The following is a 20,921-nucleotide window of genomic DNA, read 5'->3' as shown; positions in this document are numbered from 1 at the left end:
GAAATGGACTGGGACAAGCTGCGGATATTCCAGGCCGTGGCCGACGCCGGCAGCTTCACGCATGCCGGCGAATCACTGAAGCTCAGCCAGTCGGCCATTTCGCGCCAGATCGGCGCGCTCGAGGAACAGCTCGGCGTCATGCTGTTCCATCGCCATGCGCGCGGCCTCATCCTCACCGAGCAGGGCGAGCTGCTCTATCGCACCGCGCGCGACATGGCCGCCAAGGTCAACACCGCCGAGGCGCTGTTGCGCGCCAACCAGGACAAGCCCGCCGGCCGTCTCAAGGTCACGACGACGATCGGCTTCGGCTCGACCTGGCTCACCGCGCAGATGCACGAGTTCATCGCGCTCTATCCCGAGATCGACGTCAGCCTCGTCCTGTCCGACAACGAACTGGACCTCGGCATGCGCGAGGCCGACGTGGCCATCCGCATGGTCATGCCGCGCCAGCCCGGCCTCGTTCAGCGCCATCTGCTGACGGTCCGCAGCCACGTCTACGCCTCGCACGGCTACGTCCAGAAGTACGGCAAGCCCACCACGATCGAGGAGCTCGACCAGCACCGCCTCATCATCTTCGGCGAGGATGCGCGCGCCCCGGTCCAGGACGTGAACTGGCTGCTGCGGGAGGGAAACCTGGAGCAAGGCCGGACCGTCGTGCTGCGGGTGAACAACGTCTACGGCATCTTCCGGGCCGTCGAATCCGGGCTCGGCATCGCCTCGCTGCCTGACTATCTGGCGCGGGAATCCACCAAGCTCGAGATGCTCCTGCCCGATCTGAATGTCCGCACCACCGATGTGTATTTCACCTACCCTGAAGAGCTGAGGCATTCGAAGCGCATCGCTGTATTCCGCGATTTCTTGCTGCGGAAGGTAGCGGAGACACGTTTCTGATAGGCGAGACCTGCAGGATTGCATAGTCGATGAAAGGCATGCGCACGCCGCATGCCAGTGTCCAAAACTTCACCACTACCAATCTTGCCCATGAGGCATAGGTTGAGTGCAGGTTTTCGACACGAACGGTTTCGGCTGATCGCGTTCGAAACTCGGGATCCTCATGATCCCACGTCTCCCAGACGTGAAGCCTCCCTGTTTGACTCGCCGGGCCTTTGGGCCCGGCGTTTTTTTTGCGCGTGCTGGCCGCAGGAAGTCCTGCGTCTCTGCTATCCGCGTTAAAAATGTGGGTCGATGTGCCGCTGATTGGAGCAATAGTCGCGACTGCCTATCAATTGATGTAGGCCCGCCCATTGACCATATGTAGTTTCAGAGTAGCCGGCCATGTTCTCTGAAATCAGACAAGGAATTCTTCCCCTCGCACTGCGCAACATAAAGCGCCTGGGCGACCTTGAACGCGCCGGCCTCCTGATCGAGTCGCTGGCCAAGCATTGGTGCGACTCCAAGCCTTTCGAACTCCTGATCATCGCGCCCAATCGCGACGCGGATTTGTTGCGCACCAACCTGCCGCGCTTCCCGAACATCGACGTCACGGTCCGCCGCGAGAGCGATTTCTTCCCGGCGTTCAGTCCCTTCTATCTGATGACGGGATGGTACCGGCAGCAGGTCGTGAAACTGCACGTGCCGGCCGTCCTTGGCTTCCACGGATACTTCACGCTGGATTCGGATGTCTGTTGCGTCGGCGACTTCGATTCGCAGACCTTCCTGCAGCACGACCGCGCGCTGTCGCGCTGGGAGCCCAAACAGCATCACGACTGGTGGAAGAGCGCGGCCGAAGTCATTGGCATTCCCTACGATCCGAAGTCCCATGGCCTCTCGGTGACGCCCAACATCCTGCACGGCGATCTGGCCCGCCAGACCATGGACCGGCTGCAGGGACCGCGCTTCGGGCCGATGGCCTCGTTGCTCCTGTGGAAGGTGCGCCGGCCCGGACTTGTGCCGTGGACGGAGTATTCGCTCTACACCAGCACGGCGGAAATCAACGGCACGCTCTACGACTATCACACCGAGTGGGACACCTGTTACACGGCCGACGTCCAGCTCTTCTCGGAACAATCCTGCGTCTGGGGCGCCGATGACTTCGAGCGCCTGGTCAAGTTGCCGAACGGCACCGACCCCGGCGGCAAATTCATCATCGTGCAGAGCCACGCGCGCATCCCGCTCCAGCAGGTGCGCGACTACTGCCTGAGCTTCGTCGGTTAGTCAGGTCTAACCGTCAGACTTCACCGTTGTGTTCGCCGATCTTCGGCGCAGTCTCCATGCCGCCCGCTCGCTGCCCGTCGATGCTGAGCGGCAGGCCGTGGAAGAGGGCATTCGATCCCGTATAGGGCTGCATGAACATCGCCAGCGCGGCGACCTGGGCCAGCTCCATCACCTGCGGCACCGAGTTCAGCGGCCCGTTGGGCACGCCCAGCGCATCGAGCTTGGCGGCCCAGTAGGCGCGGGGATGGGGCTTCATGATGTCGGCGATCATGCCCAGAAGCAGCTCGCGCCGCTCTGCCCGCTGGACGTTGGTCTTGAACCGGTCCTCGTCGGGCCATTCGGGATGGCCCAGCGCCTCAGCGAACTTGCGCCACAGCCGGTCGTTGCCCGGGCAGATCATCAGCGGCCCGTCGCTGCACTCGAAAGCCTGATAGGGCGTGAGCGACGGATGGCCCGTGCCCTGGCGCGGCGGCATCTTGCCGGTCACCGACCAGCCCGCGACATGGTTGGACGCCCACATCAGCCCGCTCTCGAACAGCGAGGTGTTCACCAGGCTGCCCTCGCCGGTGGCTGTTCGTTTGGCCAGCGCCGCCAGCACGCCGATCGCCGTCCACATGCCGGTCGACAGGTCGATGATCGACACGCCGATGCGGGCCTCGGGGCCGGTCGGATCGCCGTTCAGCGAGATGAGGCCGGCGACGGCCTGGATGATCGGCTCGTAGCCCGGCCGGTCCTTCCACGGGCCGGCATGGCCGAAGGCGCCGAGATCGGCATAGATCAGGCGCGGGAAGCGTTTGGTGAGTGTCGCGCCGTCGAAGCCGAATTTGGCCGGCACGTCGGCGCGCAGATTGTGGACGAAGATGTCGGCGTCGCCGATGCGCTCGATCAGGGCCTCGCGCTGCGCCGGATCGCCAAGATCGCAGGTGATCGACTTCTTGCCGCGGTTCAGCGCGATGAAGCCGGTCGCATCGCCCTCGACGAAGGGAGGTCCCCATTTGCGCGCATCGTCGCCCTCGGGGCGCTCGACCTTGATCACCTCGGCGCCGAGGAAGGCCAGGATCTGTCCGCAATAGGGGCCGGCCAGGTTCTGGCCGAACTCGACGACCTTGATGCCTGAGAGAGGGCCGGGCGCGGCGCTCATCGCAGATTGCTTCCCAAAATCTCGCGCGCGATCACCATGCGCTGGACCTCGCTGGGGCCCTCGCCGACGCGGCGGATGCGCATCTCGCGATACCAGCGCTCCAGCGGCAGATCCTTGGTCATGCCCATGCCGCCATGGATCTGCATCGCGCGATCGACCACCCGGCCGCCGCCTTCCGAGGCCGTGAGCTTGGCGATCGAGGCTTCGATCTTGAAGGGCAGACCGCGACGCGCCTTCTCGGCGGCTTCTAGCGTGAAGTGCCGTGCGGTGCGGATGTCGATCTCGTTGTCGACCAGCATCCATTGCACGGCCTGGCGATGCGACAGCTTCTCGCCGAAGGTCGAGCGCATCTTGGCCCATTCGATCGCCATCTCGTGCGCGGCGATGGCGACGCCGATGCAGCCGGCGGCGTAGGGGATGCGCTGGCGGGTCAGGCGATCGTTGGCGACGGCGAAACCCTTGTTCACTTCGCCCAGCACCTGGTGATCGCTGACCCAGCAATCCTTGAACTCGAGCTCGGTCGCATAGTGCGAGGAGCGCAAGGTGTGCACGACGCGGCGCACGTGGAAGCCCGGCGTGTCGCTGTCGATGATGAAGCAGGTGATACCGGCGCGGCCCTTCGACGAATCGGTGCGGGCGAAGACGATGCCGTACTGCGCGCGATCGGCATTGGAGATGAAGATCTTGGCGCCGTTCAGCACCCAGCCATTGTCCTTGCGCTCGGCTTTCGTCTGGATCGCGCGCGCGGGATCGCTGCCGCCCGACGGCTCGGTCAGGCCGAAGAAGGCCTTCTTCTCGCCGCGCAAGGTCGGATAGAGGTAGCGTTCCTTCTGGTCGTCGTTGGCCTCGAAGATCTGTGCGAGGCCGGCGCCGCCGAAGGTGCCGTAGCAGGGCACGTAGAGACCGGCGCGATGCTGCGCCATCTCGATGGCCAGCAGCACACGCGTCACGATGTCGATGTCGGGACCGCCATATTCCTTCGGGATGTCGATGCCGAACAGGCCCATTGCCTTGGTCTTCTCGACCAGCCGCGCGTGATCGGCGGGATCGAGTTCGGACGCATCGGGATCGAGCTTTGCTTCGAGCGGGATGATCTCTTCCCGCACAAACCGGCGGACCTGATCTATCAGCAGCTGCTGTTCTTCGCTGGGCTCGAAATCCATCTCGATCCTCTCAATTCGGGCTCAACCGTCCCAGCGGGGGCGGGTTCTTTGCGTTGTCGGGCGGCAGGCTGCCATGGTCGGCCTTGTGCACCATCAGCAGCTCGAACCAGCGCGTGCGGTACTGCTGGTTCACTTCGACGCGGAACTGGCAGCCGTCACCGCGTTCGCTGTGCTCGCGCTGCAGCTCGGAGCGAAGGCCGAACGGCGAGCGAGCGCCGGCCTGGCCGATGAAGAGCACGGCGCCCTTGGCATCGGCCACCTGATAGACGCCGAGCTGGCCCGGCAGGCGCTGCGCGGTCTCCGCCGTCAGCGGCTGCCAGGGTTTGTCGAGGCGCAGCCGCAGGGACATGGTTACTTTCCTTGAAACTTCGCGGTGCGCTTTTCCAGGCGCGCTTTCATGCCTTCCTGCGCGTCCTGGCTCTTCATCGCCGCCTGCACCAGCGCATCGACATCGTCGTGCTTGATGCCGTCGCGGAACTCGAGCTGCTTCACCGTCAGCGCCTTCATGGCCTTGAGCGACAGCGGCGCATTGGCCGCCAGCCGCTCGACGACCTTCGACGCCTCGGCTTCGAGCTGGTCGGCCGGCACGCAACGGGCGATCAGGCCCAGCGCATGCAGCTTCGTCGACGGCAACGGGTCTCCCAGCAGCAGCATCTCACGCGTCGTCACCGGGCCCAGCACTTCCATGAGCTTCTTGCCCAGGAACCAGTTGGGCGCGAGCCCGACCTGGGCCAGCGACATGCCGAAACGCGCCTTCTGGCTCGCCACCACGATATCGCAATGAAGCGCCAGCTCGTTGCCGCCGGCGATGGCGTCGCCATGGACGACCGCGACGACGGGCAGGGGGCAGAGCTCGACCGCCCGCAGCATCACCTCGATGCCGCTCGCGCCGCCACCACCGACCGTGCCGCGCCGCTCGGCCATGTCGAGGCCGGCGCAGAACACATCGCCCTTGCCGCGGATCACGACGACGCGATCCTCGGCCGCGACCGGCGCCTGCAGCGCCTCGATCATCTCGCGCATCAGCTCGCTGTCGAGCGCGTTGCGCTTCTCCGGCCGGTTCATCCAGATGGTTTTGACCGGGCCGCTCTTCTCGATGATGACCTTGCTCATGGCGTCGCTCACTCCGGCTCGATGCCGGCGGCCTTGATCTCCTTGGTCCACCAGGCTGTTTCCGACTTCACGTAGGCCGCGAACTCGTCGAGCGCGAGCGGGGCGATTTCCATGCGGCCCTGCGTCATCGCCTTGGCGGCCGCGGGATCCTTCAAGGCCTCGGCGATGGCGTCGGCCAGGACCTTCTGCACGTCTTTCGGCGTCGCTGCCGGTGCGAACACGGCCAGCCAATAGACCAGCGAATAGCCCGGCACGGCTTCGGCGATGGCCGGCAGGTCGGGTGTCACCGTTGTGCGTTTGGGACCGGTGGTGGCGAGACCGCGGACGCGGCCAGCCTCGATCTGGGTCAGTGCCTGCGGCAGGTCGGGGAACATGACCTGGACCTGGCCGGAGGCGACGTCGCCCAGCGCCTGGGGGCTCGCCTTGTAGGGCACGCGCTCCATCTTGACGCCGGCCAGCTGGTTGAACATCTCGCCCGAGAGACGTTGCGAGGCGCTGGCTTCGGCGTAGTTCAGCTTGCCGGGATTCTTCTTGGCGTAGTCGACGAGCTCGGCGGTCGTCTTGATCGGCAGGTCGTTGTTCACGACCAGCGCATTGACGCCCATCACGCAGCGCATGATCGGCGCGAAATCCTTGTCGATGTCGTAGCTCAGCTTCTTGAACAGGGCACCGTTGGCGGAGTTCGTCGTGTTGGTGCCCATCATCAGCGTGTAGCCGTCGGCCGGCGCGGTTGCGACGGCGGAGGCGCCGAGCTGGCCGCTGGCACCGGGCTTGTTCTCGATGACGATCGGCTGCTTCAGGATGTCCTGCAGCTTGGCGCCAAGGCCGCGCGCCGTCAGGTCGGTGGCGCTGCCGGCGGCGAAGGGCACGACCATCTTGATGGGCTTGTTGGGATAGGCCTGCGCGAAGGCGGCCCGAGACAGCGAGCCCGCGGCCATGGCGGCGGCGCCGGCCAGGGTCGTACGACGGTTGAGTTTCACGTTTCCTCCTGAGGCCGTGTCCGGCCGGGTTCCGTTTTAGCGGCCCGGCGCGGCAAGGCAAAGGAGGGCGGGCTACATGAAGAGCTTTTCCGCCTTGCGGTCAGCGTACAGCCTGGCCACGAACTCGGCATAGCCGTTGTAGAGCAGGGTCGGGATGCGCTGGTCGCTGCCCAGCGGCTTCTCGGTCGCCTGGCTCCAGCGCGGATGAGCCACCTCCGGATTCACGTTGGCCCAGAAGCCGTATTCGCTGGACTGCAGGCCTTCCCAGAACGTCTTGGGCTTCTTGTCGGTGAATTCGACGCTGACGATCGATTTCACGTTCTTGAAGCCGTACTTCCACGGCGCCACGAGGCGCAGCGGCGCGCCGTTCTGCTTGTGGATCGGCTTGCCGTAGAGGCCGGTCGCGATGAAGGCGAGGTCGTTCATCGCCTCGTCCATCGCCAGCCCTTCGGTATAGGGCCACGGGTAGAGGAGATCGCGCTGCTCGCGCATCACCGAGGGCTTGGACAGCGTCTTCATCACGATGAACTTGGCGCTGCCGAGCGGCTTGCAGAACTCGACCAGCGAGCGCACCGGGAAGCCGCTCCACGGCACGATCATCGACCAGGTTTCTACGCAGCGATGGCGGTAGACGCGCTCCTCGAGCTGCATCTTGGCCAAAAGGTCGTCGATGCCGATCTCGAAGGGCTTCTCGACCATGCCGCTGACCTTGATGGTCCACGGCCGCACTTCGAGCTTCTGGGCGTCGCGCCAGATGCTCTTGTCGGTCCCGAATTCGTAGAAGTTGTTGTAGGTCGTCGCCAGCTTCTCGGTCGTCATCGGCGTCGGCACGCCGTATTTGTCGTTGCGCTTGGCGGGGTACAGGCCGGCTGATGGATCGGCCGACTTGTCCTGCGCCATCAGCTGGCCGGGCAAAGCGAGCGAGACCGCACCGAAGCCCATCGCGCGCACCATCGCGCGCCGGTTGAGATAGTGGCTCTCCGACGTCACCTTCGACTCCGGAAGCTCCCAGCCCTTCGTGCGCTTGATCAACATCGTACCTAACTCCTGTTACGCCGTGCCCCTAGATGGGCGCGGCGCCGGTCGGTCGCAAATCAACCCTGCTCACTCCGCCGTGACGCTTCCGTAACCGCTGCCCTAGGGCTGCGAATTGGTCACGTCCAGCAGGGTCGGCCACATGACGTCCCGCCAGGCGCTGTTGCCGACGGCGGTGAAGGTGATCTGGCCGTTCTGGATCAGGAAGAAGCGCGGCGTCTCGGCACCCTGTTCCACGCCCACCTGGCTCATCAGGAAAGCGTCGAGCACCCAGCGCAGGTCCGAAGGCCAGCTCGCGGGCTTCAGCAGAAGTTGTGGGGTCTTGGGGAACACCACGCGGTAGTCGACCTTCTGGAAGACCGGGGCCTGCTTGAACAGCGGCTCCCACTGGGTGCGCCAGACCTTGCAGGCTTCCGAGGTCTCGTCGCCGGCAAAAATGAGAATGGGCTTCTTCGCGCCCTGGGCGGCGGCGGCGCGCGCCAGCATCGGCGCGGTAGCCAGCGACAGGCCGCCCGCGATCACACTACGTCTCTTCAGCATCTAATATGTCTCCCCTCGTGAGCAGATCCCACGAGGACAATATGGAGCAATGCCGGTCCGCCGGAAACTAGGCCTTGGTGGCCGTCACTTCCTGGATCGTGGGCCACATCTTGTCCTTCCAGCCGCCGTTGCCGGTGACGGTCAGGACGATCTTGCCATCCTGGAACAGGATGAAACGTGGCGTGGCATTGGGGTTCTTCTTGCCGTCTTCGCCTTCGAGGAAAGCAGCCCGGATGGGCCTGGCCGCAGCGGGCCAGCTTCCTTCGACCATGATGAGGTCTGCATTGGCCGGATGGACGACCTGGTAGTCCATCTTCTTGAAAGCTTCGGACTTGAGGAAATCAGGCTCTGACTGGGCACGCCAGATCTTGCAGCCGCCTCAAAGTTCGTGGCCGACGAACACCAGCGTCGGGCGCCCAGACTGGGCATTCGCGACGCGGGTCAGTGACGATGCGGAGGCCATCACCACGCCACCCACCATCAGAGACCGTCTTTTCAACATGAACCGTTCTCCTGTGGAACCATTCCACAGGACGAATATGAAAGGCCGATCCCGGCTGAAGAAGGGCCTCCGGCCCGGCCTCACCGCCTTGTGACCCGTTTTGACGCCGGGTTCAGGTCGTCAGGCGGCCTGATGCTTCTTCGTCTCCTCGACGATCCGCTCGGCCGTCCGTCCGGCCAGCTCCTGCAGATGGTCGAACTCGGTGCGGAAGCTGCCGATGCCCTGCGTGACCGACCGGATTTCCACGATCATGTCGGCGATCTCGGCTTCCGGCATCAGGGCGGAGACCTCATCCCATCCCGGCCAGTCGGGCCGGGCGTCGTAGCCCAGGAGCTGGCCGCGCCGGCCCGAGATCAGTCGCTGCAGTCGCGGTGTCGATTCGCTCGGCCCGGCGACCGTGACCCGCAGGATCGGCTCCAGCAGGACCGGCTTGCACTTGGGCATGGCTTCGCTGAGCGCAATGCGCGCGGCCATCTTGAACGACATCTCGGAGCTGTCGACGGCGTGGTACTGGCCGTCGAACAGCGTCACTTCGAGATCGACCACGGGTTGGCCGAGCGGGCCTTCCTTCAGGTACTCGATCAGACCCTGCTCGACGGCGGGGATGAAGTTGCGTGGCACCACGCCGCCCACGATCCGGTCGACGAAGCGGAAGCCCTCGCCGCGCGGCAGCGGCTTGATCTCGACCTTGATGTCGGCGAACTGGCCGTGGCCGCCGGTCTGTCGCTTGTAGCGCGCGTGCTGCTGCGTGCCGGCCTGGATGGTCTCGCGATAGGCGACGCGCGGCGTCGCCGTCTCGACGGCGACGTTGTAGCGGCCGGCGAGCTTGTCGACGGCGACCTTGAGATGCATCTCGCCCTGGCCCTTGAGCAGCAGCTCGTGGGTCTCGCCGCGCGCCTCGAAGGAGAGCGACGGATCTTCCTCGACGATCTTGTGCAGCGCGCCCGAGAGTTTCACCTCGTCGTTGCGGTTGCGGGCGGAGAGGGCGAGGCCAAAGACTGGGGCGTCGGCTGTCGGGAAGTCCGACGATGCGGCGATGCCCGAGGCGCCGAGCGTCTGACCCGCCGAGAGCGCCTCGACCTTGGCCAGGGCCACGATCTCACCCGCGCGTGCTTCCGTGGCCTTGTCGAGTCGCTGCCCGAAGGGTCGCAGGATCGAGCCGACCCGGTGACCGCCGACCGACTGGCCTTCACCCAGGCTGCCGGACCAGACGCGACAGAGCGAAAGCTTTCCGGCGTGGCTCTGGTGAAGGACCTTGAAACACTCGGTCGTGGACCCGCCGTTCGAGGAGAGCGCGCGTCGCTTCACCGTCACGTCGACGGTCGGTGTGTCATGGCGCAGCATCTTCAGCAGTCGCCGCACGCCGTTCTCGCGGTCGCCGGCGCCCAACAGGACCGGCGCGATCAGGGCGGCGCCGAATTCGTCGTGCAGGTCGCGGTAGATCAGCGATTTTTCCGGCGCGATGTCCTCGATGAGCTGTTCGAGCAGCGTGTCGTCGAACTCCGAGAGGGTCTCGAGCATCTCGCGCCGCGCCTCCGCCTCGCGCGGCAGCACCTCGGCGGGCATCTCGATCAGGTCCGACGCGCCGCTGCTCTTGTAGCGATAGGCTCGCTCGCTCACGAGATCGACGTAGCCCACGGTCTCGTCGCTGCCATCGGCGGCGGCGCGGCGGATCGGGACCTGGCGCAGCAGCAGCTTGCGGCGCGACACCGACTGCAGCGCCGACAGCATGTCGCGCACGCGGACCTCGGCGGAGTCGATCTTGTTGACGAAGATGATGTGCGGGATGTGCCGGTCCTCGATGAACTTGAGGAGCGGCGTGAGCGCCATCACGCGCTCGGGCGAGGGCTCGCAGACCAGGACCGCGGCATCGCACACCGCAAGGGCCGCGAAGGCGTCGTTCTGGAATTCGATCGAGCCCGGCGCGTCGAGGAAGGTCCACTGGTCGCCGAGATAGTCGACTGAAGCGACGTTGATCTCGGTGCCCATGCTGCGCTTGCGCGCCTCGGCCGCGCCGTCACCGATCGAGGTGCCCGCGCGCGTGGAACCGCGTCGTCCGATCGCTCCCGTGGCGTAGAGAATGCTCTCGAGCAGGCTCGTCTTGCCCGACAGGTACGGCCCGCACAGCGCCACGACGCGATGCGCGCCGCTGCCTGGTCTGCCGCCGGTGATGGTCTCCGTCTTGAACTCGGCCATGACAACGTCCTCCTTCTTCGCTGATGCGTAGAAGCTCCGGACGGAAGTCACGGAATAGACGTAGCGCTTCCGAACGTTCAGCCGGAGCGAAGCCCACTTGTCATGAAAATGGTTTCACCCCCGCCCGGCCGAGTCAAACGACGGGCGGGGATGAATAGGTCAGCAGTGCTTACGAAAGCGCCGCGCAAGCCCGCTGGATGCGGCGGCCCGCTTCTTCCAGCAGTTCCGTCGCCGTGGCGTAGGAGATGCGGAAGGCCGGGCCCTGGCCGAAGGCCGAACCCTGCACGACCGAGAGACCCTCGGCCTCGAGCAGGTAGTTCACGAAGTCGGTGTCGTCCTTGATCACCTTGCCGTCCGGCGTCTTCTTGCCGATCAGGCCGGCGACCGACGGATAGACGTAGAACGCACCCTCGGGCCGCGGGCACTTGATGCCCTTGGACTGGTTCAGCATCGACACGACGAGGTCGCGGCGCTGCTTGAAGACCGCGACGTTCTTCGGAATGAAGTCGGTCGGGCCGTTCAGCGCGGCAACGGCGGCGGCCTGGCTGATCGAGCTGGCGTTCGACGTGCTCTGCGACTGGACCGTGATCATCGCGTTGATCAGTTCCTGCGGACCGGCGGCGTAGCCGATGCGCCACCCCGTCATGTTGTAGGCCTTCGACACGCCGTTCATCGTCAAGGTGCGGTCGTAGAGGCGCGGCTCGACCTCGGCCGGCGTCGCGAACACGAAGTCGTCGTAGACGAGCTTCTCGTACATGTCGTCGGTCAGGATGTAGACGTGGGGATGCTTCAGCAGCACGTCGCACAGTCCGCGCAGGTCGGCCTTGGAGTAGGCGGCGCCGGTCGGGTTGCTGGGCGAGTTCAGGATGATCCACTTGGTCTTCGGCGTGATCGCGCGGTCGAGGTCTTCCGGCGTCAGCTTGAAGCCGTTCTCTTCCTTGCACTGCACGATCACGGGCGTGCCGTCGCCGAACATCACCATTTCGGGATACGAGACCCAGTACGGCGCCGGGATGATGACCTCATCGCCCGGGTTCAGCGTCGCCAGCATGGCGTTGAAGATGATCTGCTTGCCGCCCGAGGTGACGACGGTCTGCGACGGCTTGTAGTCGAGGCCGTGGTCACGCTTCATCTTGGCGACGATCGCCTGACGCAGCGCCGGCGTGCCGGCGACGACGGTGTACTTGGTGTCGTTCTCGCGGATCGCCTTGTAGGCGGCTTCCTTGATGTGGTCGGGCGTCGGGAAGTCGGGCTCGCCGGCCGCCAGGCCGATCACGTCTTTGCCCGCCGCTTTCATCTCCAGGAACTTGCCTTGCGCGGCATTGGTCGGAGACGGCTTGATGCGGCTGAGACGATCGGCGATGAGAGCCATGACGAATATGCCTCCTTCAGGCATTTTATGAGCGGCGCGAAGCTAGTCGCGACGCAGGCTTTCCGCAAGGCGACTGCATTGTATTTATCGTCAGGCGGGCCGTACCGCTTCTAGGGCAAGAGGGGTGAAATGAAGTTCCTGCTGGTTCCGTTCCGGCCGCTGATCTCCCCGGTCTTCATCGCCCTGGTGAACGTGCTCATCCTGTTTCCGATGGTGCTGACGATCATCGACGTACTGAAGAGCGTGAATCGGCATGTCGATACCCACGAGCCGGTGACGATCGCCTCCACGATCGCCCTGATCATGATCGGCTGGGGCGTGGCGCTGGAGGAGCGCGCGGTGATCCGCAAGCGGCTCGGCGTCACCGGCCGCGCGGACGAGCCCTGGCAGGTCCATATCGATGAGATGTGCCACGAATACGGGGTCGCCCAGCTCGTGCTGGGCCTGTTCGCCGAAATCGCGGTGGCAATGATCAGCCTGCCCGACCGCATCGTGAACACGGTGGGCTATGAATACGCGCTGCTGACGGTCGCCATCGTGCTGATCGCGATCGGCACGATCATTCAGATTCGGCATGTCTTCGTGCTGATCGCCACGCTGTGGCGCCACAAGCACGGCGGCGAAAAGCCCGCCTAGTCGACGAGGCGGACCGCCGCTTCGACGGTCATCTTGGCGTCGCCGAAGCCGACGCGACGGCCGCTGACCGGAGCCGCATCGCGATAGTCGAGGCCCACGGCGACGCGCAGGCTGTCGCCGCGCGGGCTGATCCCGTTGGCAGGATCGAAGCCCACCCATTCGAGGCCCGGTACCCAGGCCTCCGCCCAGGAATGGCTGGTCCGCCCGACGTGCAACTCCGGATCGTCGTTGCGGAGATAGCCGCTGACGTAACGCGCCGGCACGCCGAGGCGGCGGCAGCAGGCGATGAAGATATGGGCCTCGTCCTGGGCCACGCCGGCGCCCCGGGTCAGCGCCTCGATCGCCGTGGTGTCCACGGTCGAGACACCGGTCTTGTAGGCGACGCGGGCCGAAATGCGCTCCATCAGCTCGTGCAGCACGGCGACCCGTTGCGCTGGGTCCGCGGCACGTCCGGCAAAGCCCGCGATCACCGGATCGAAGCTCTCATCGTGCCGCGCCAGCCCTGAATTGCGCAGCCAGAACGGCGCCGGCAGTGTCGGCTCCTCGACATAGCGTAGCCATTGGTCGGCGCCGCTGTATTCGTAGATGCCGTGCACCACGATCTCGACGCTGTCGTGCTGCTGGGCGACCGAGAAGGTCGTGACCTGGTTGCCGTGGCCATCCATCCATTCGGACCGCTTGCCGGGACCGTCGATGCGCCACGACACGAGCCGCTGTGCCGCCGCAGGCTTGGGCGTGAGGCGCACATCGTGGATCGAATGGCCCGAGGGCTGGTCGAACTGGAAGCGCGTGGCATGGTGGACGGAGAAGCGCATGGTTCTGCTCAATCCAGGAGGAACTGGCGGCCGATTTCTTCCGACAGCGTGCCGATGTCGCCGCGCAGCTCGCCGAGGAACTTCGCCAGGCCGATCTCGAACACCTGGTCGATGCGGGCGTAGCGCAGGCGGGCATGCAGTTCGCCCGCCAGCCGGTCGGCTTCGCCGTGCGTGCCGTAGGCGTCGGCCAGCTCGCGCATGTTGAGGTCGACCATCCAGAGGCAGTGATGGACGGAGCGCGGCACGTCGCGCCGCAGCATCATCAGCTCCGCGACCTTCATGGGATTGAGCGAGCTGCGATAGATGCGCCGGTAAGTGCGCACGGCGCCGATGCAGGCCAGCAGCTCGGACCAGGCGAAGTAGTCGAGCCCCTCGGCGCTGGGATTGCCGTCGGGCCGCAGCAGGTGGAACTTCACGTCGAGGATGCGGCCGGTATTGTCGGCCCGTTCGAGGAAGGCGCCGAGCTGGAGGAAGTTGTAGGCCTCGTCGCGCAGCAGCGTGACCTGCGCGGCGCCAAAGATCATCACCGCCTGCTTCTTCACCGACTCGATCAGCGCACCGCGGTCGAGGTTCGCCCGTTTGCCGCGCAGGCGGGCGCTCAGCTCCAGCCACAGAGCGTTCAGGCTCTCCCAGACGTCGACCGTGATGTTGTTGCGCTCCTCGCGGGCATTGCGCCGCGCCGCCGCGATCGAATTTACGATGGAGGAGGGGTTGCTCTCGTCGAGCACCAGGAAGTCGATCAGGCTCGCCAGCCGCTGGCCCTGGGCCTGGCTCTGGCGGAATTCGTCCTCCATGCCGAAGATCGCCGCAACGCCGGCGGCTTCCTCGCCGCGCGACTGCAGGGCCATGCGCTGGGTCGCCTCGATCAGCCGCGCCGTCGACTTGGCGCGCTGCAGGTAGCGACCCATCCAGTAGAGATTCTTGGCGGTGCTGCTCAGCATGGGAGGGCCTACCTGCCGTCCGCTTCGTCGGGCGCCAGCACCCAGGTATCCTTGGTGCCGCCGCCCTGGCTCGAATTGACGACCAGCGAGTCCTCCTTGAGGGCAACGCGGGTAAGGCCGCCCGGCACGATGGTGATCTTCTTGCCCGAGAGTACGAAGGGGCGCAGGTCGACGTGCCGTGGCGCCACGCCCTGATTCACGAAGGTCGGGCAGGTCGACAGCGCCAGGGTCGGCTGGGCGATGTAGTTGTCCGGGCGCGCTTTCAGCAGTGCGGTGAATTCCTCGATCTCGGCCTTGCTCGAGGTCGGTCCGACCAGCATGCCCTTGCCGCCCGAGCCGTGGACTTCCTTCACCACGATCTCAGGCAGATGTTCGAGCACGTATTTGTAGTCGTCGGCCCGATCACAGCGCCAGGTCGGCACGTTCTGCAGGATCGGTTCCTCGCCGAGATAGAAGCGCACCATCTCGGGCACATAGGTATAGGTCGACTTGTCGTCGGCCACGCCGTTGCCCAGCGCATTGACGATGTTGACGCGGCCGGCGCGCAGGGCGCCCAGCAGGCCGGCGACGCCAAGATACGAATCGGGCCGCATCGCCAGCGGATCGAGGAAGGCATCGTCGACCCGGCGGTAGATCACGTCGACCCGCTGCGGTCCGCGCGGCGTGCGCATGAAGACGCGGCTTTCGTCGACGAACAGGTCGGAGCCCTTCACCAGCTCGATGCCCATTTCGTCGGCGAGGAACGCGTGCTCGAAATAGGCGCTGTTGTAGTGACCGGGCGTCAGCAGGACGACATTCGGCTCATGTCCGTCGCTGAAAGATACGGAGCGAAGCGTCGCCAGCAGCTCCTCGGAATAGTCGGCGACCGGCATGACGCTCATCGCCGCGAACAGCTCGGGCGCCAGCCGCATCATGACTTCGCGGTTTTCCAGGACGTAGGACACGCCGGAAGGCGTGCGCACATTGTCCTCGAGGACGTAGAAATCCTTCTCGCCGACGCGTACCAAGTCGATGCCGGCGATATGGGCATGCACGCCGCCGGGCAATTGCAGACCCTGCGCCATGGCGACGAACTCGCCGTTCATCAGGATCTGTTCTTCGGGAATGATGCCGGCGCGGCAGATCTCGCGCTGGCCGTAGGCGTCGCTCAGGAAGGCGTTGAGGGCGCGCACGCGCTGCGACAGGCCCTTGTGCAGGAACTGCCACTCATCGTGGGCGATGACACGCGGGATGATGTCGAAGGGGATCGTGGTCTCAGAACCCTCGGCCGCGCCATAGGCGCCGAAGGTGATGCCGTGCCGACGGTAGAAGAGGTCGACCTCGTTGCGCGTCGCCTCCACCTTCTCAGGCGAGGTGCGGGCGAGCCAGTCGGCGACCCCGCGATAGGGCACCCGGACTGAACCGTCCGTGCCCGAATTCATCTCATCGAATGCCTTGACCGCCATCCGGCATTTCACCCCCTGTCAAATCACCATATAAGCAATCGACGGGCCAACAAAGTGCCACCATCGAACGGAGGCGACTCGTGAAGCAGGTGCTGATCGATCAGTACGGTACGCCGTGGGACGTGGCGCGCTGCGCCGAGGTTCCCGACGTGGGCGAACCGGCGGCCGACGAGGTCGTGTTCGACGTGCTGGCCTTCCCGATCAATCCGGCGGACATGGGGTTCTGCCGGGGAACCTACCGGCTGAAGCCGCCATTGCCGGCGACGCCCGGCGCGGAATGCGTCGGCCGCGTCACCGCGGTCGGGTCGGCCGTGAAGCATGTCGCCAAGGGCGACCTCGTCATCAACCTGCAGCGCGAGAACTGGACGCAGAAGCGCCGCGTGAAGGGCGACGACGCCATCCCGCTGCCGGCCGGCATCGACCTGCGGCAGGCCGCGATGGTGCGCATCAACCCGCCGACCGCCCAGCTCATGCTGTCGGATTTCGTCGATCTAGCTGCCGGCGAATGGGTCATCCAGAACGTCGCCAACTCGGCGGTCGGCCGGCTGCTCACCGTGCTGGCCCACCAGCGCGGGCTGCGCACCGTCAACGTGGTGCGCCGCGCCGAACTCGCGGATGAACTGAAAGGGCTGGGCGCGGACGTCGTCCTGGTCGACGGCGACGATCTCGCCGAACGCGTGGCCAGTGCGACCGGCAAGGCCGCCATTCGCCTCGGCATCGAGGCGATCGGCGGCGCCGCCACGGGGCGCCTCGTCGATTGCATCGCGACCGACGGCACCGTCGTGCATTACGGGTCCATGAGTGGCGAGGACCCGAAGGTGGCGCGCAGCAACTTCACCTATCGTGGCGTCAAACTGACGGGCTTCATGCTGGGGCGCCATCTCGCCAGGCGCGATGCCGCGAAGATCCGCGAAATCTACGCAGCCCTTGCCGCGCAGGTCGTGGCGGGCACACTCTACGCGCCGGTGGACACGGTCTATCCGATCGAGAACATCAAGGATGCCCTGGCGCATGCCAACAAGGGCGGGCGCAACGGCAAGATCCTGGTGGCGCCCAACGGCGCGATTTGAAAGAGGGAAAAACGAAATGAATTCCGACGTCGCGGCAATCGAGAAGGTGCTTCAGGTCTATTTCGACGGCCTGTACGAGGGCGACACCAAGAAGCTGGGCGAGGCGTTCCATCCCGCGTCGCACCTCTACAGCGCCGCAGCCGACGGCAAGGCCGCGGACATGCCACGCGCCGATTGGTTCAAGATGGTCGAGAGCCGCAAGTCGGCCAAGGAGAGCGGAAGCGAACGCCGCGACCGCATCGTGTCGATCGACTTTTCCGGCCCGGCGACGGCCTTCGCGAAGGTCGAGTGCCAGATCCCGCCGCGCTACTTCACGGACTATCTGACCCTTCTAAAAGTAGAAGGCCGTTGGCAGGTCATTGCCAAGGCCTTCCACACGGTGACGAAAGAAAAGTAGGCCGAAAAGACGGCCGGGACGCGGAGAGACTAGCTCTTCGCGTCCGCCGCGACCTGGACCTTGATCATCTTGTCCGGCGGCGCGGACACGGCGCCCGAACCCGGCGCGCCCTTCTTGATCTTGTCGACGAATTCCATGCCGGACGTGACCTTGCCCCAGACGGTGTACTGACCGTCGAGGAAGTTCGAGTCCTTGAAGACGATGAAGAACTGGCTGCGGGCGCTGTTCGGATCGTTGGTGCGGGCCATCGAGACCACGCCGCGGGCATGCGGCTCCTTCGAGAACTCGGCCTTGAGCAGCTCGCCCATGCCGCCCGAGCCGGTGCCGGTCGGGTCGCCGGTCTGCGCCATGAAGCCGTCGATCACGCGGTGGAACACCACGCCGTCGTACTTGCCTTCACGCGCCAGCTTCTTGATCTGGGCGACGTGCTTGGGGGCGAGGTCGGGGCGCATCTCGATGACGACGCGGCCGTCCTTCAGGTCGATATAGAGAGTATTTTCCTTGTCCATGGCGGAGGCTGCTCCTGCAAGCATGAGAATGACGGCGAGGACGGGCGTCAGAATGGCGAGCCGCATGACGGTTTCCTTCGGCGAAGTCCACGGTCTGGCCGCGGCGGGCGGGACCTTAAAGACCGATCCTCGAAAGACAAGCGGCAACTTCGGGGCGGCCCTCGCACGCCGGTCCCCGCTGCAGTATACTCCCCACCTCCTTCGGCCGTGGAATTTCCCCACCGCGCAGGCGGCTGCGACTGGCCGCCACATACCGGCTGGGGTCGAAAACCCGTTACCACCCACGGCTATATCTGGTACTAACCCGTTTGAAATGCGGGGGATTTTGCGGGTCGGAAAACCTGCCGGATCGATACCGCCGAGGGGACGGATGCATGGTCGGTAAGCGCGTATTGGGCGTTCTTGGACTGGTGGCGGCAATGGCCGGGTTCGGCTTCGCGGCCCCCGCTCAGGCGCAGAAGGTTATTGGCGTGCCACATGATTGGCAGCTCAACTTTCCGCCGCCCTACACGCCGGTCATGGAGAGGGTAGAATCCCTCCACGACCTGCTGGTCGTGATCATCGTCCTGATCTCGGTCTTCGTGCTGGCGCTGCTGCTCTACGCCATGTGGCGCTTCCACGCGTCGCGCAACCCGACGCCGACGACCGTCACCCACAATACGCTGCTCGAGATCGCCTGGACGATCATCCCGATCCTGATCCTGGTCGTGATCGCCATCCCGTCCTTCCGTCTGCTCTATTACAGCGACAAGGCGACCGATGCGGCGATGACCATCAAGGTCACCGGCCACCAGTGGTACTGGTCCTATAATTACCCCGATCAGGGCGATTTCACGGTCGAAAGCCGCATCCTGAGCGAGGCCGACCGCGCCAAGACCAAGCCGCAGGTGCCGCGCCTGCTGGCCGTCGACGAGGAAATGGTGATCCCGGCCAACACCGTGGTCCGCATCATCGGCACCGCCGAGGGTGGCTCCATGCACGGCTGGACCGTTCCGGGCTTCGGCATCAAGAAGACGGTGATCCCCGGCCGCCTCAACGAAGGCTGGATCAGCGTCAAGGAAGAGGGCCTCTATTTCGGCCAGTGCTCGCAGATCTGCGGCCAGAACCACAGCTTCATGCCGATCGGCATCAAGGTGGTCTCCAAGGCCGACTTCGACAAATGGGTGGCAGACAAGAAGAAGGCCGCCGGGCTCGCGCCCGCGACCGACGTCGCCGCCGTCGCTACTCCCGCCACCCGCTAAGCGCTTCTCCGCAGGAGACTGATAATGGCCACCGCGCACGGCGCAGCCCACGACCACAACGCCCACGGGCACGACGACCATCACACGCCGACCGGTATCAAGCGGTGGCTGTACAGCACGAACCATAAGGACATCGGCACGATGTACCTTATCTTCTCGATCATGGCGGCGCTGATCGGGGCGGGCTTCTCGGTCTACATGCGCCTCGAGCTGATGCAGCCGGGTGTGCAGTATTTCAACGGCCCGGACGGCACGCCGGACGGCCATTTCTGGAACACGATCGTGACGGCGCACGGCCTGATCATGGTGTTCTTCGTCGTCATGCCGGGCCTGATCGGCGGCTTTGGCAACTGGTTCGTGCCGCTGATGATCGGAGCGCCCGACATGGCGTTCCCGCGCATGAACAACATCAGCTTCTGGCTGCTGCCGCCGGCCTTCATCCTGCTCCTGATGTCCGCCCTGATTGGCGGCGGCGTGGGCACCGGCTGGACGATCTATCCGCCGCTCACGATCAACCAGGGCGCGGGCATGGATCTCGCGATCTTCTCGCTGCACATCGCGGGCGCCTCGTCGATCCTGGGTGCGATCAACTTCATCACGACCATCCTGAACATGCGCGCGCCGGGCATGACCCTGCACCGTATGCCGCTGTTCGCCTGGTCGATCCTGGTCACCGCGTTCCTGCTGCTGCTGGCGCTGCCGGTTCTCGCCGGCGCCATCACGATGCTGCTGACCGACCGCAACTTCGGCACCTCGTTCTTCAAGGCCGAGGGCGGCGGTGATCCGACGCTGTTCCTGAACCTGTTCTGGTTCTTCGGTCACCCCGAAGTCTACATCATGATCCTGCCGGCCTTCGGCATCATCAGCCACATCATCTCGACCTTCGCCAAGAAGCCAATCTTCGGCTACCTCGGCATGGCCTACGCGATGGTGGCGATCGGCGTCGTCGGCTTCGTCGTGTGGGCTCACCACATGTACACGGTCGGCATGGACGTCGACACGCGCGCCTACTTCGTGGCCGCGACGATGGTGATCGCCGTCCCGACGGGCGTGAAGATCTTCTCGTGGATCGCCACGATGTGGGGCGGCTCGATCCGCCTCACGATCCCGATGCTGTGGGCGATCGGCTTCATCTTCCTGTTCACCGTCGGTGGCGTCACCGGCGTGGTTCTGGCCAATGCCGGCGTCGACTACTCGCTGCACAACACCTACTACGTGATCGCGCACTTCCATTACGTGCTGTCGCTGGGTGCGGTGTTCGGCATGTTCGCTGGCTTCTACTACTGGATCGGCAAGATGTCGGGCCGGCAGTATCCGGAGTGGGCGGCCCAGATCCACTTCTGGGTGACGTTCGTGGCCGTGAACCTGACGTTCTTCCCGATGCACTTCTCGGGTCTGGCCGGCATGCCGCGCCACTACGTCGACTATCCGGATGCGATGTCGCACTGGAACTACCTGTCGTCGATCGGTGCGTTCCTGTCGTTCGGCGCGACGATCTTCTGGCTGATCTTCGTGGTGTTCGGCACGCTGATGTTCGGCCGCAAGGTCGGCGCCAACTACTGGGGCGAGGGCGCCACGACGCTGGAATGGACGGTCGATTCGCCGCCGCCGTTCCACACGTTCGAGGAACTGCCGCACATCTCGCCGACGGCGCACCACTAGGAACGGAGC

Annotated in this window: 21 protein-coding genes; 7 read left to right on the top strand and 14 right to left on the bottom strand. The window is 65.1% G+C overall.

Going from position 1 to position 20,921, the window contains the following annotated elements; genetic code table 11:
- The first annotated feature begins 3 nt into the window (after positions 1-3).
- The gene (locus AC1RP5_RS17355) at positions 4-891 is read left to right on the top strand and encodes a LysR family transcriptional regulator (RefSeq protein WP_493112545.1); all 888 of its coding nucleotides are present in this window, start codon (positions 4-6) and stop codon (positions 889-891) included.
- A gap of 384 nt (positions 892-1,275) precedes the next feature.
- Positions 1,276-2,154 (top strand): DUF6492 family protein, encoded by an 879-nt coding sequence (locus AC1RP5_RS17350; RefSeq protein WP_493112543.1) that lies wholly within the window; start codon positions 1,276-1,278, stop codon positions 2,152-2,154.
- A 13-nt stretch (positions 2,155-2,167) separates the two neighbouring features.
- Here the strand turns inward: AC1RP5_RS17350 and AC1RP5_RS17345 are convergent, their stop codons facing one another.
- The 10 genes from AC1RP5_RS17345 to AC1RP5_RS17300 form a co-directional block, all read right to left on the bottom strand.
- Positions 2,168-3,295, bottom strand: a complete 1,128-nt coding sequence (locus AC1RP5_RS17345) for a CaiB/BaiF CoA transferase family protein (protein ID WP_493112541.1) — start codon at positions 3,293-3,295, stop codon at positions 2,168-2,170.
- Positions 3,292-4,458: an acyl-CoA dehydrogenase family protein gene (locus AC1RP5_RS17340; RefSeq protein WP_493112539.1), complete on the bottom strand. Its 1,167-nt coding sequence runs from the start codon at positions 4,456-4,458 to the stop codon at positions 3,292-3,294. Before AC1RP5_RS17340 ends, AC1RP5_RS17345 begins: the two co-directional genes overlap by 4 nt.
- Before the next feature lie 10 nt (positions 4,459-4,468).
- Entirely contained in the window at positions 4,469-4,807 is a 339-nt protein-coding gene (locus AC1RP5_RS17335) for a DUF7508 domain-containing protein (RefSeq protein WP_493112537.1), read from the bottom strand.
- Between the two features lie 2 nt (positions 4,808-4,809).
- On the bottom strand, positions 4,810-5,571 hold the full coding sequence (locus tag AC1RP5_RS17330) for an enoyl-CoA hydratase/isomerase family protein (RefSeq protein WP_493112536.1): 762 nt from the start codon (positions 5,569-5,571) through the stop codon (positions 4,810-4,812).
- An 8-nt stretch (positions 5,572-5,579) separates the two neighbouring features.
- The gene (locus AC1RP5_RS17325) at positions 5,580-6,551 is read right to left on the bottom strand and encodes a Bug family tripartite tricarboxylate transporter substrate binding protein (RefSeq protein WP_493112535.1); all 972 of its coding nucleotides are present in this window, start codon (positions 6,549-6,551) and stop codon (positions 5,580-5,582) included.
- Positions 6,552-6,623: 72 nt separating this feature from the next.
- A complete protein-coding gene (gene msrP, locus AC1RP5_RS17320; protein WP_493112533.1) occupies positions 6,624-7,586 on the bottom strand; it encodes a protein-methionine-sulfoxide reductase catalytic subunit MsrP in 963 nt (320 codons plus the stop codon).
- A 102-nt stretch (positions 7,587-7,688) separates the two neighbouring features.
- Positions 7,689-8,126, bottom strand: a complete 438-nt coding sequence (locus tag AC1RP5_RS17315) for a hypothetical protein (RefSeq protein WP_493112531.1) — start codon at positions 8,124-8,126, stop codon at positions 7,689-7,691.
- A 67-nt stretch (positions 8,127-8,193) separates the two neighbouring features.
- Positions 8,194-8,439 carry a hypothetical protein gene (locus tag AC1RP5_RS17310; protein WP_493112529.1) on the bottom strand — a complete coding sequence of 82 codons (246 nt, stop codon included), beginning with the start codon at positions 8,437-8,439 and terminating at the stop codon, positions 8,194-8,196.
- A gap of 309 nt (positions 8,440-8,748) precedes the next feature.
- Positions 8,749-10,824 carry an elongation factor G gene (locus AC1RP5_RS17305; protein ID WP_493112527.1) on the bottom strand — a complete coding sequence of 692 codons (2,076 nt, stop codon included), beginning with the start codon at positions 10,822-10,824 and terminating at the stop codon, positions 8,749-8,751.
- Between the two features lie 169 nt (positions 10,825-10,993).
- Positions 10,994-12,196, bottom strand: coding sequence for a pyridoxal phosphate-dependent aminotransferase (locus AC1RP5_RS17300; RefSeq protein WP_493112525.1), 1,203 nt, complete (start codon positions 12,194-12,196; stop codon positions 10,994-10,996).
- A 129-nt stretch (positions 12,197-12,325) separates the two neighbouring features.
- Here AC1RP5_RS17300 and AC1RP5_RS17295 point away from each other — a divergent pair, with 129 nt between their 5' ends.
- Positions 12,326-12,832, top strand: a complete 507-nt coding sequence (locus AC1RP5_RS17295) for a hypothetical protein (RefSeq protein WP_493112524.1) — start codon at positions 12,326-12,328, stop codon at positions 12,830-12,832.
- Here the strand turns inward: AC1RP5_RS17295 and AC1RP5_RS17290 are convergent.
- From AC1RP5_RS17290 to AC1RP5_RS17280, 3 genes are read right to left on the bottom strand one after another with little or no spacing between them, the layout of a single operon-like run.
- Positions 12,829-13,647 (bottom strand): transglutaminase family protein, encoded by an 819-nt coding sequence (locus AC1RP5_RS17290; protein ID WP_493112522.1) that lies wholly within the window; start codon positions 13,645-13,647, stop codon positions 12,829-12,831. The two genes, AC1RP5_RS17295 and AC1RP5_RS17290, sit on opposite strands and share 4 nt — an antisense overlap.
- Positions 13,648-13,655: 8 nt before the next feature.
- On the bottom strand, positions 13,656-14,588 hold the full coding sequence (locus tag AC1RP5_RS17285) for an alpha-E domain-containing protein (protein WP_493112520.1): 933 nt from the start codon (positions 14,586-14,588) through the stop codon (positions 13,656-13,658).
- An 8-nt stretch (positions 14,589-14,596) separates the two neighbouring features.
- Positions 14,597-16,033, bottom strand: coding sequence for a circularly permuted type 2 ATP-grasp protein (locus AC1RP5_RS17280; RefSeq protein ID WP_493112518.1), 1,437 nt, complete (start codon positions 16,031-16,033; stop codon positions 14,597-14,599).
- Positions 16,034-16,113: 80 nt separating this feature from the next.
- Here AC1RP5_RS17280 and AC1RP5_RS17275 point away from each other — a divergent pair, with 80 nt between their 5' ends.
- On the top strand, positions 16,114-17,103 hold the full coding sequence (locus tag AC1RP5_RS17275) for a zinc-dependent alcohol dehydrogenase family protein (protein WP_493112516.1): 990 nt from the start codon (positions 16,114-16,116) through the stop codon (positions 17,101-17,103).
- Between the two features lie 16 nt (positions 17,104-17,119).
- Positions 17,120-17,500 carry a nuclear transport factor 2 family protein gene (locus AC1RP5_RS17270; RefSeq protein WP_493112515.1) on the top strand — a complete coding sequence of 127 codons (381 nt, stop codon included), beginning with the start codon at positions 17,120-17,122 and terminating at the stop codon, positions 17,498-17,500.
- Between the two features lie 29 nt (positions 17,501-17,529).
- Here AC1RP5_RS17270 and AC1RP5_RS17265 read toward each other — a convergent pair whose 3' ends face one another.
- Positions 17,530-18,075 carry a peptidylprolyl isomerase gene (locus tag AC1RP5_RS17265; protein ID WP_493112513.1) on the bottom strand — a complete coding sequence of 182 codons (546 nt, stop codon included), beginning with the start codon at positions 18,073-18,075 and terminating at the stop codon, positions 17,530-17,532.
- 308 nt (positions 18,076-18,383) lie between these two features.
- Here AC1RP5_RS17265 and coxB point away from each other — a divergent pair, with 308 nt between their 5' ends.
- Together coxB and ctaD are read left to right on the top strand one after the other, a co-directional pair.
- Entirely contained in the window at positions 18,384-19,250 is an 867-nt protein-coding gene (gene coxB / locus AC1RP5_RS17260; RefSeq protein WP_493112511.1) for a cytochrome c oxidase subunit II, read from the top strand.
- Between the two features lie 24 nt (positions 19,251-19,274).
- Positions 19,275-20,912 carry a cytochrome c oxidase subunit I gene (gene ctaD / locus AC1RP5_RS17255; RefSeq protein WP_493112510.1) on the top strand — a complete coding sequence of 546 codons (1,638 nt, stop codon included), beginning with the start codon at positions 19,275-19,277 and terminating at the stop codon, positions 20,910-20,912.
- Positions 20,913-20,921 lie beyond the last annotated feature (9 nt).

The organism is Reyranella sp. GW821-FHT12G01 (assembly GCF_058806575.1).
This window is presented reverse-complemented; position numbering and strand designations above follow the sequence as displayed.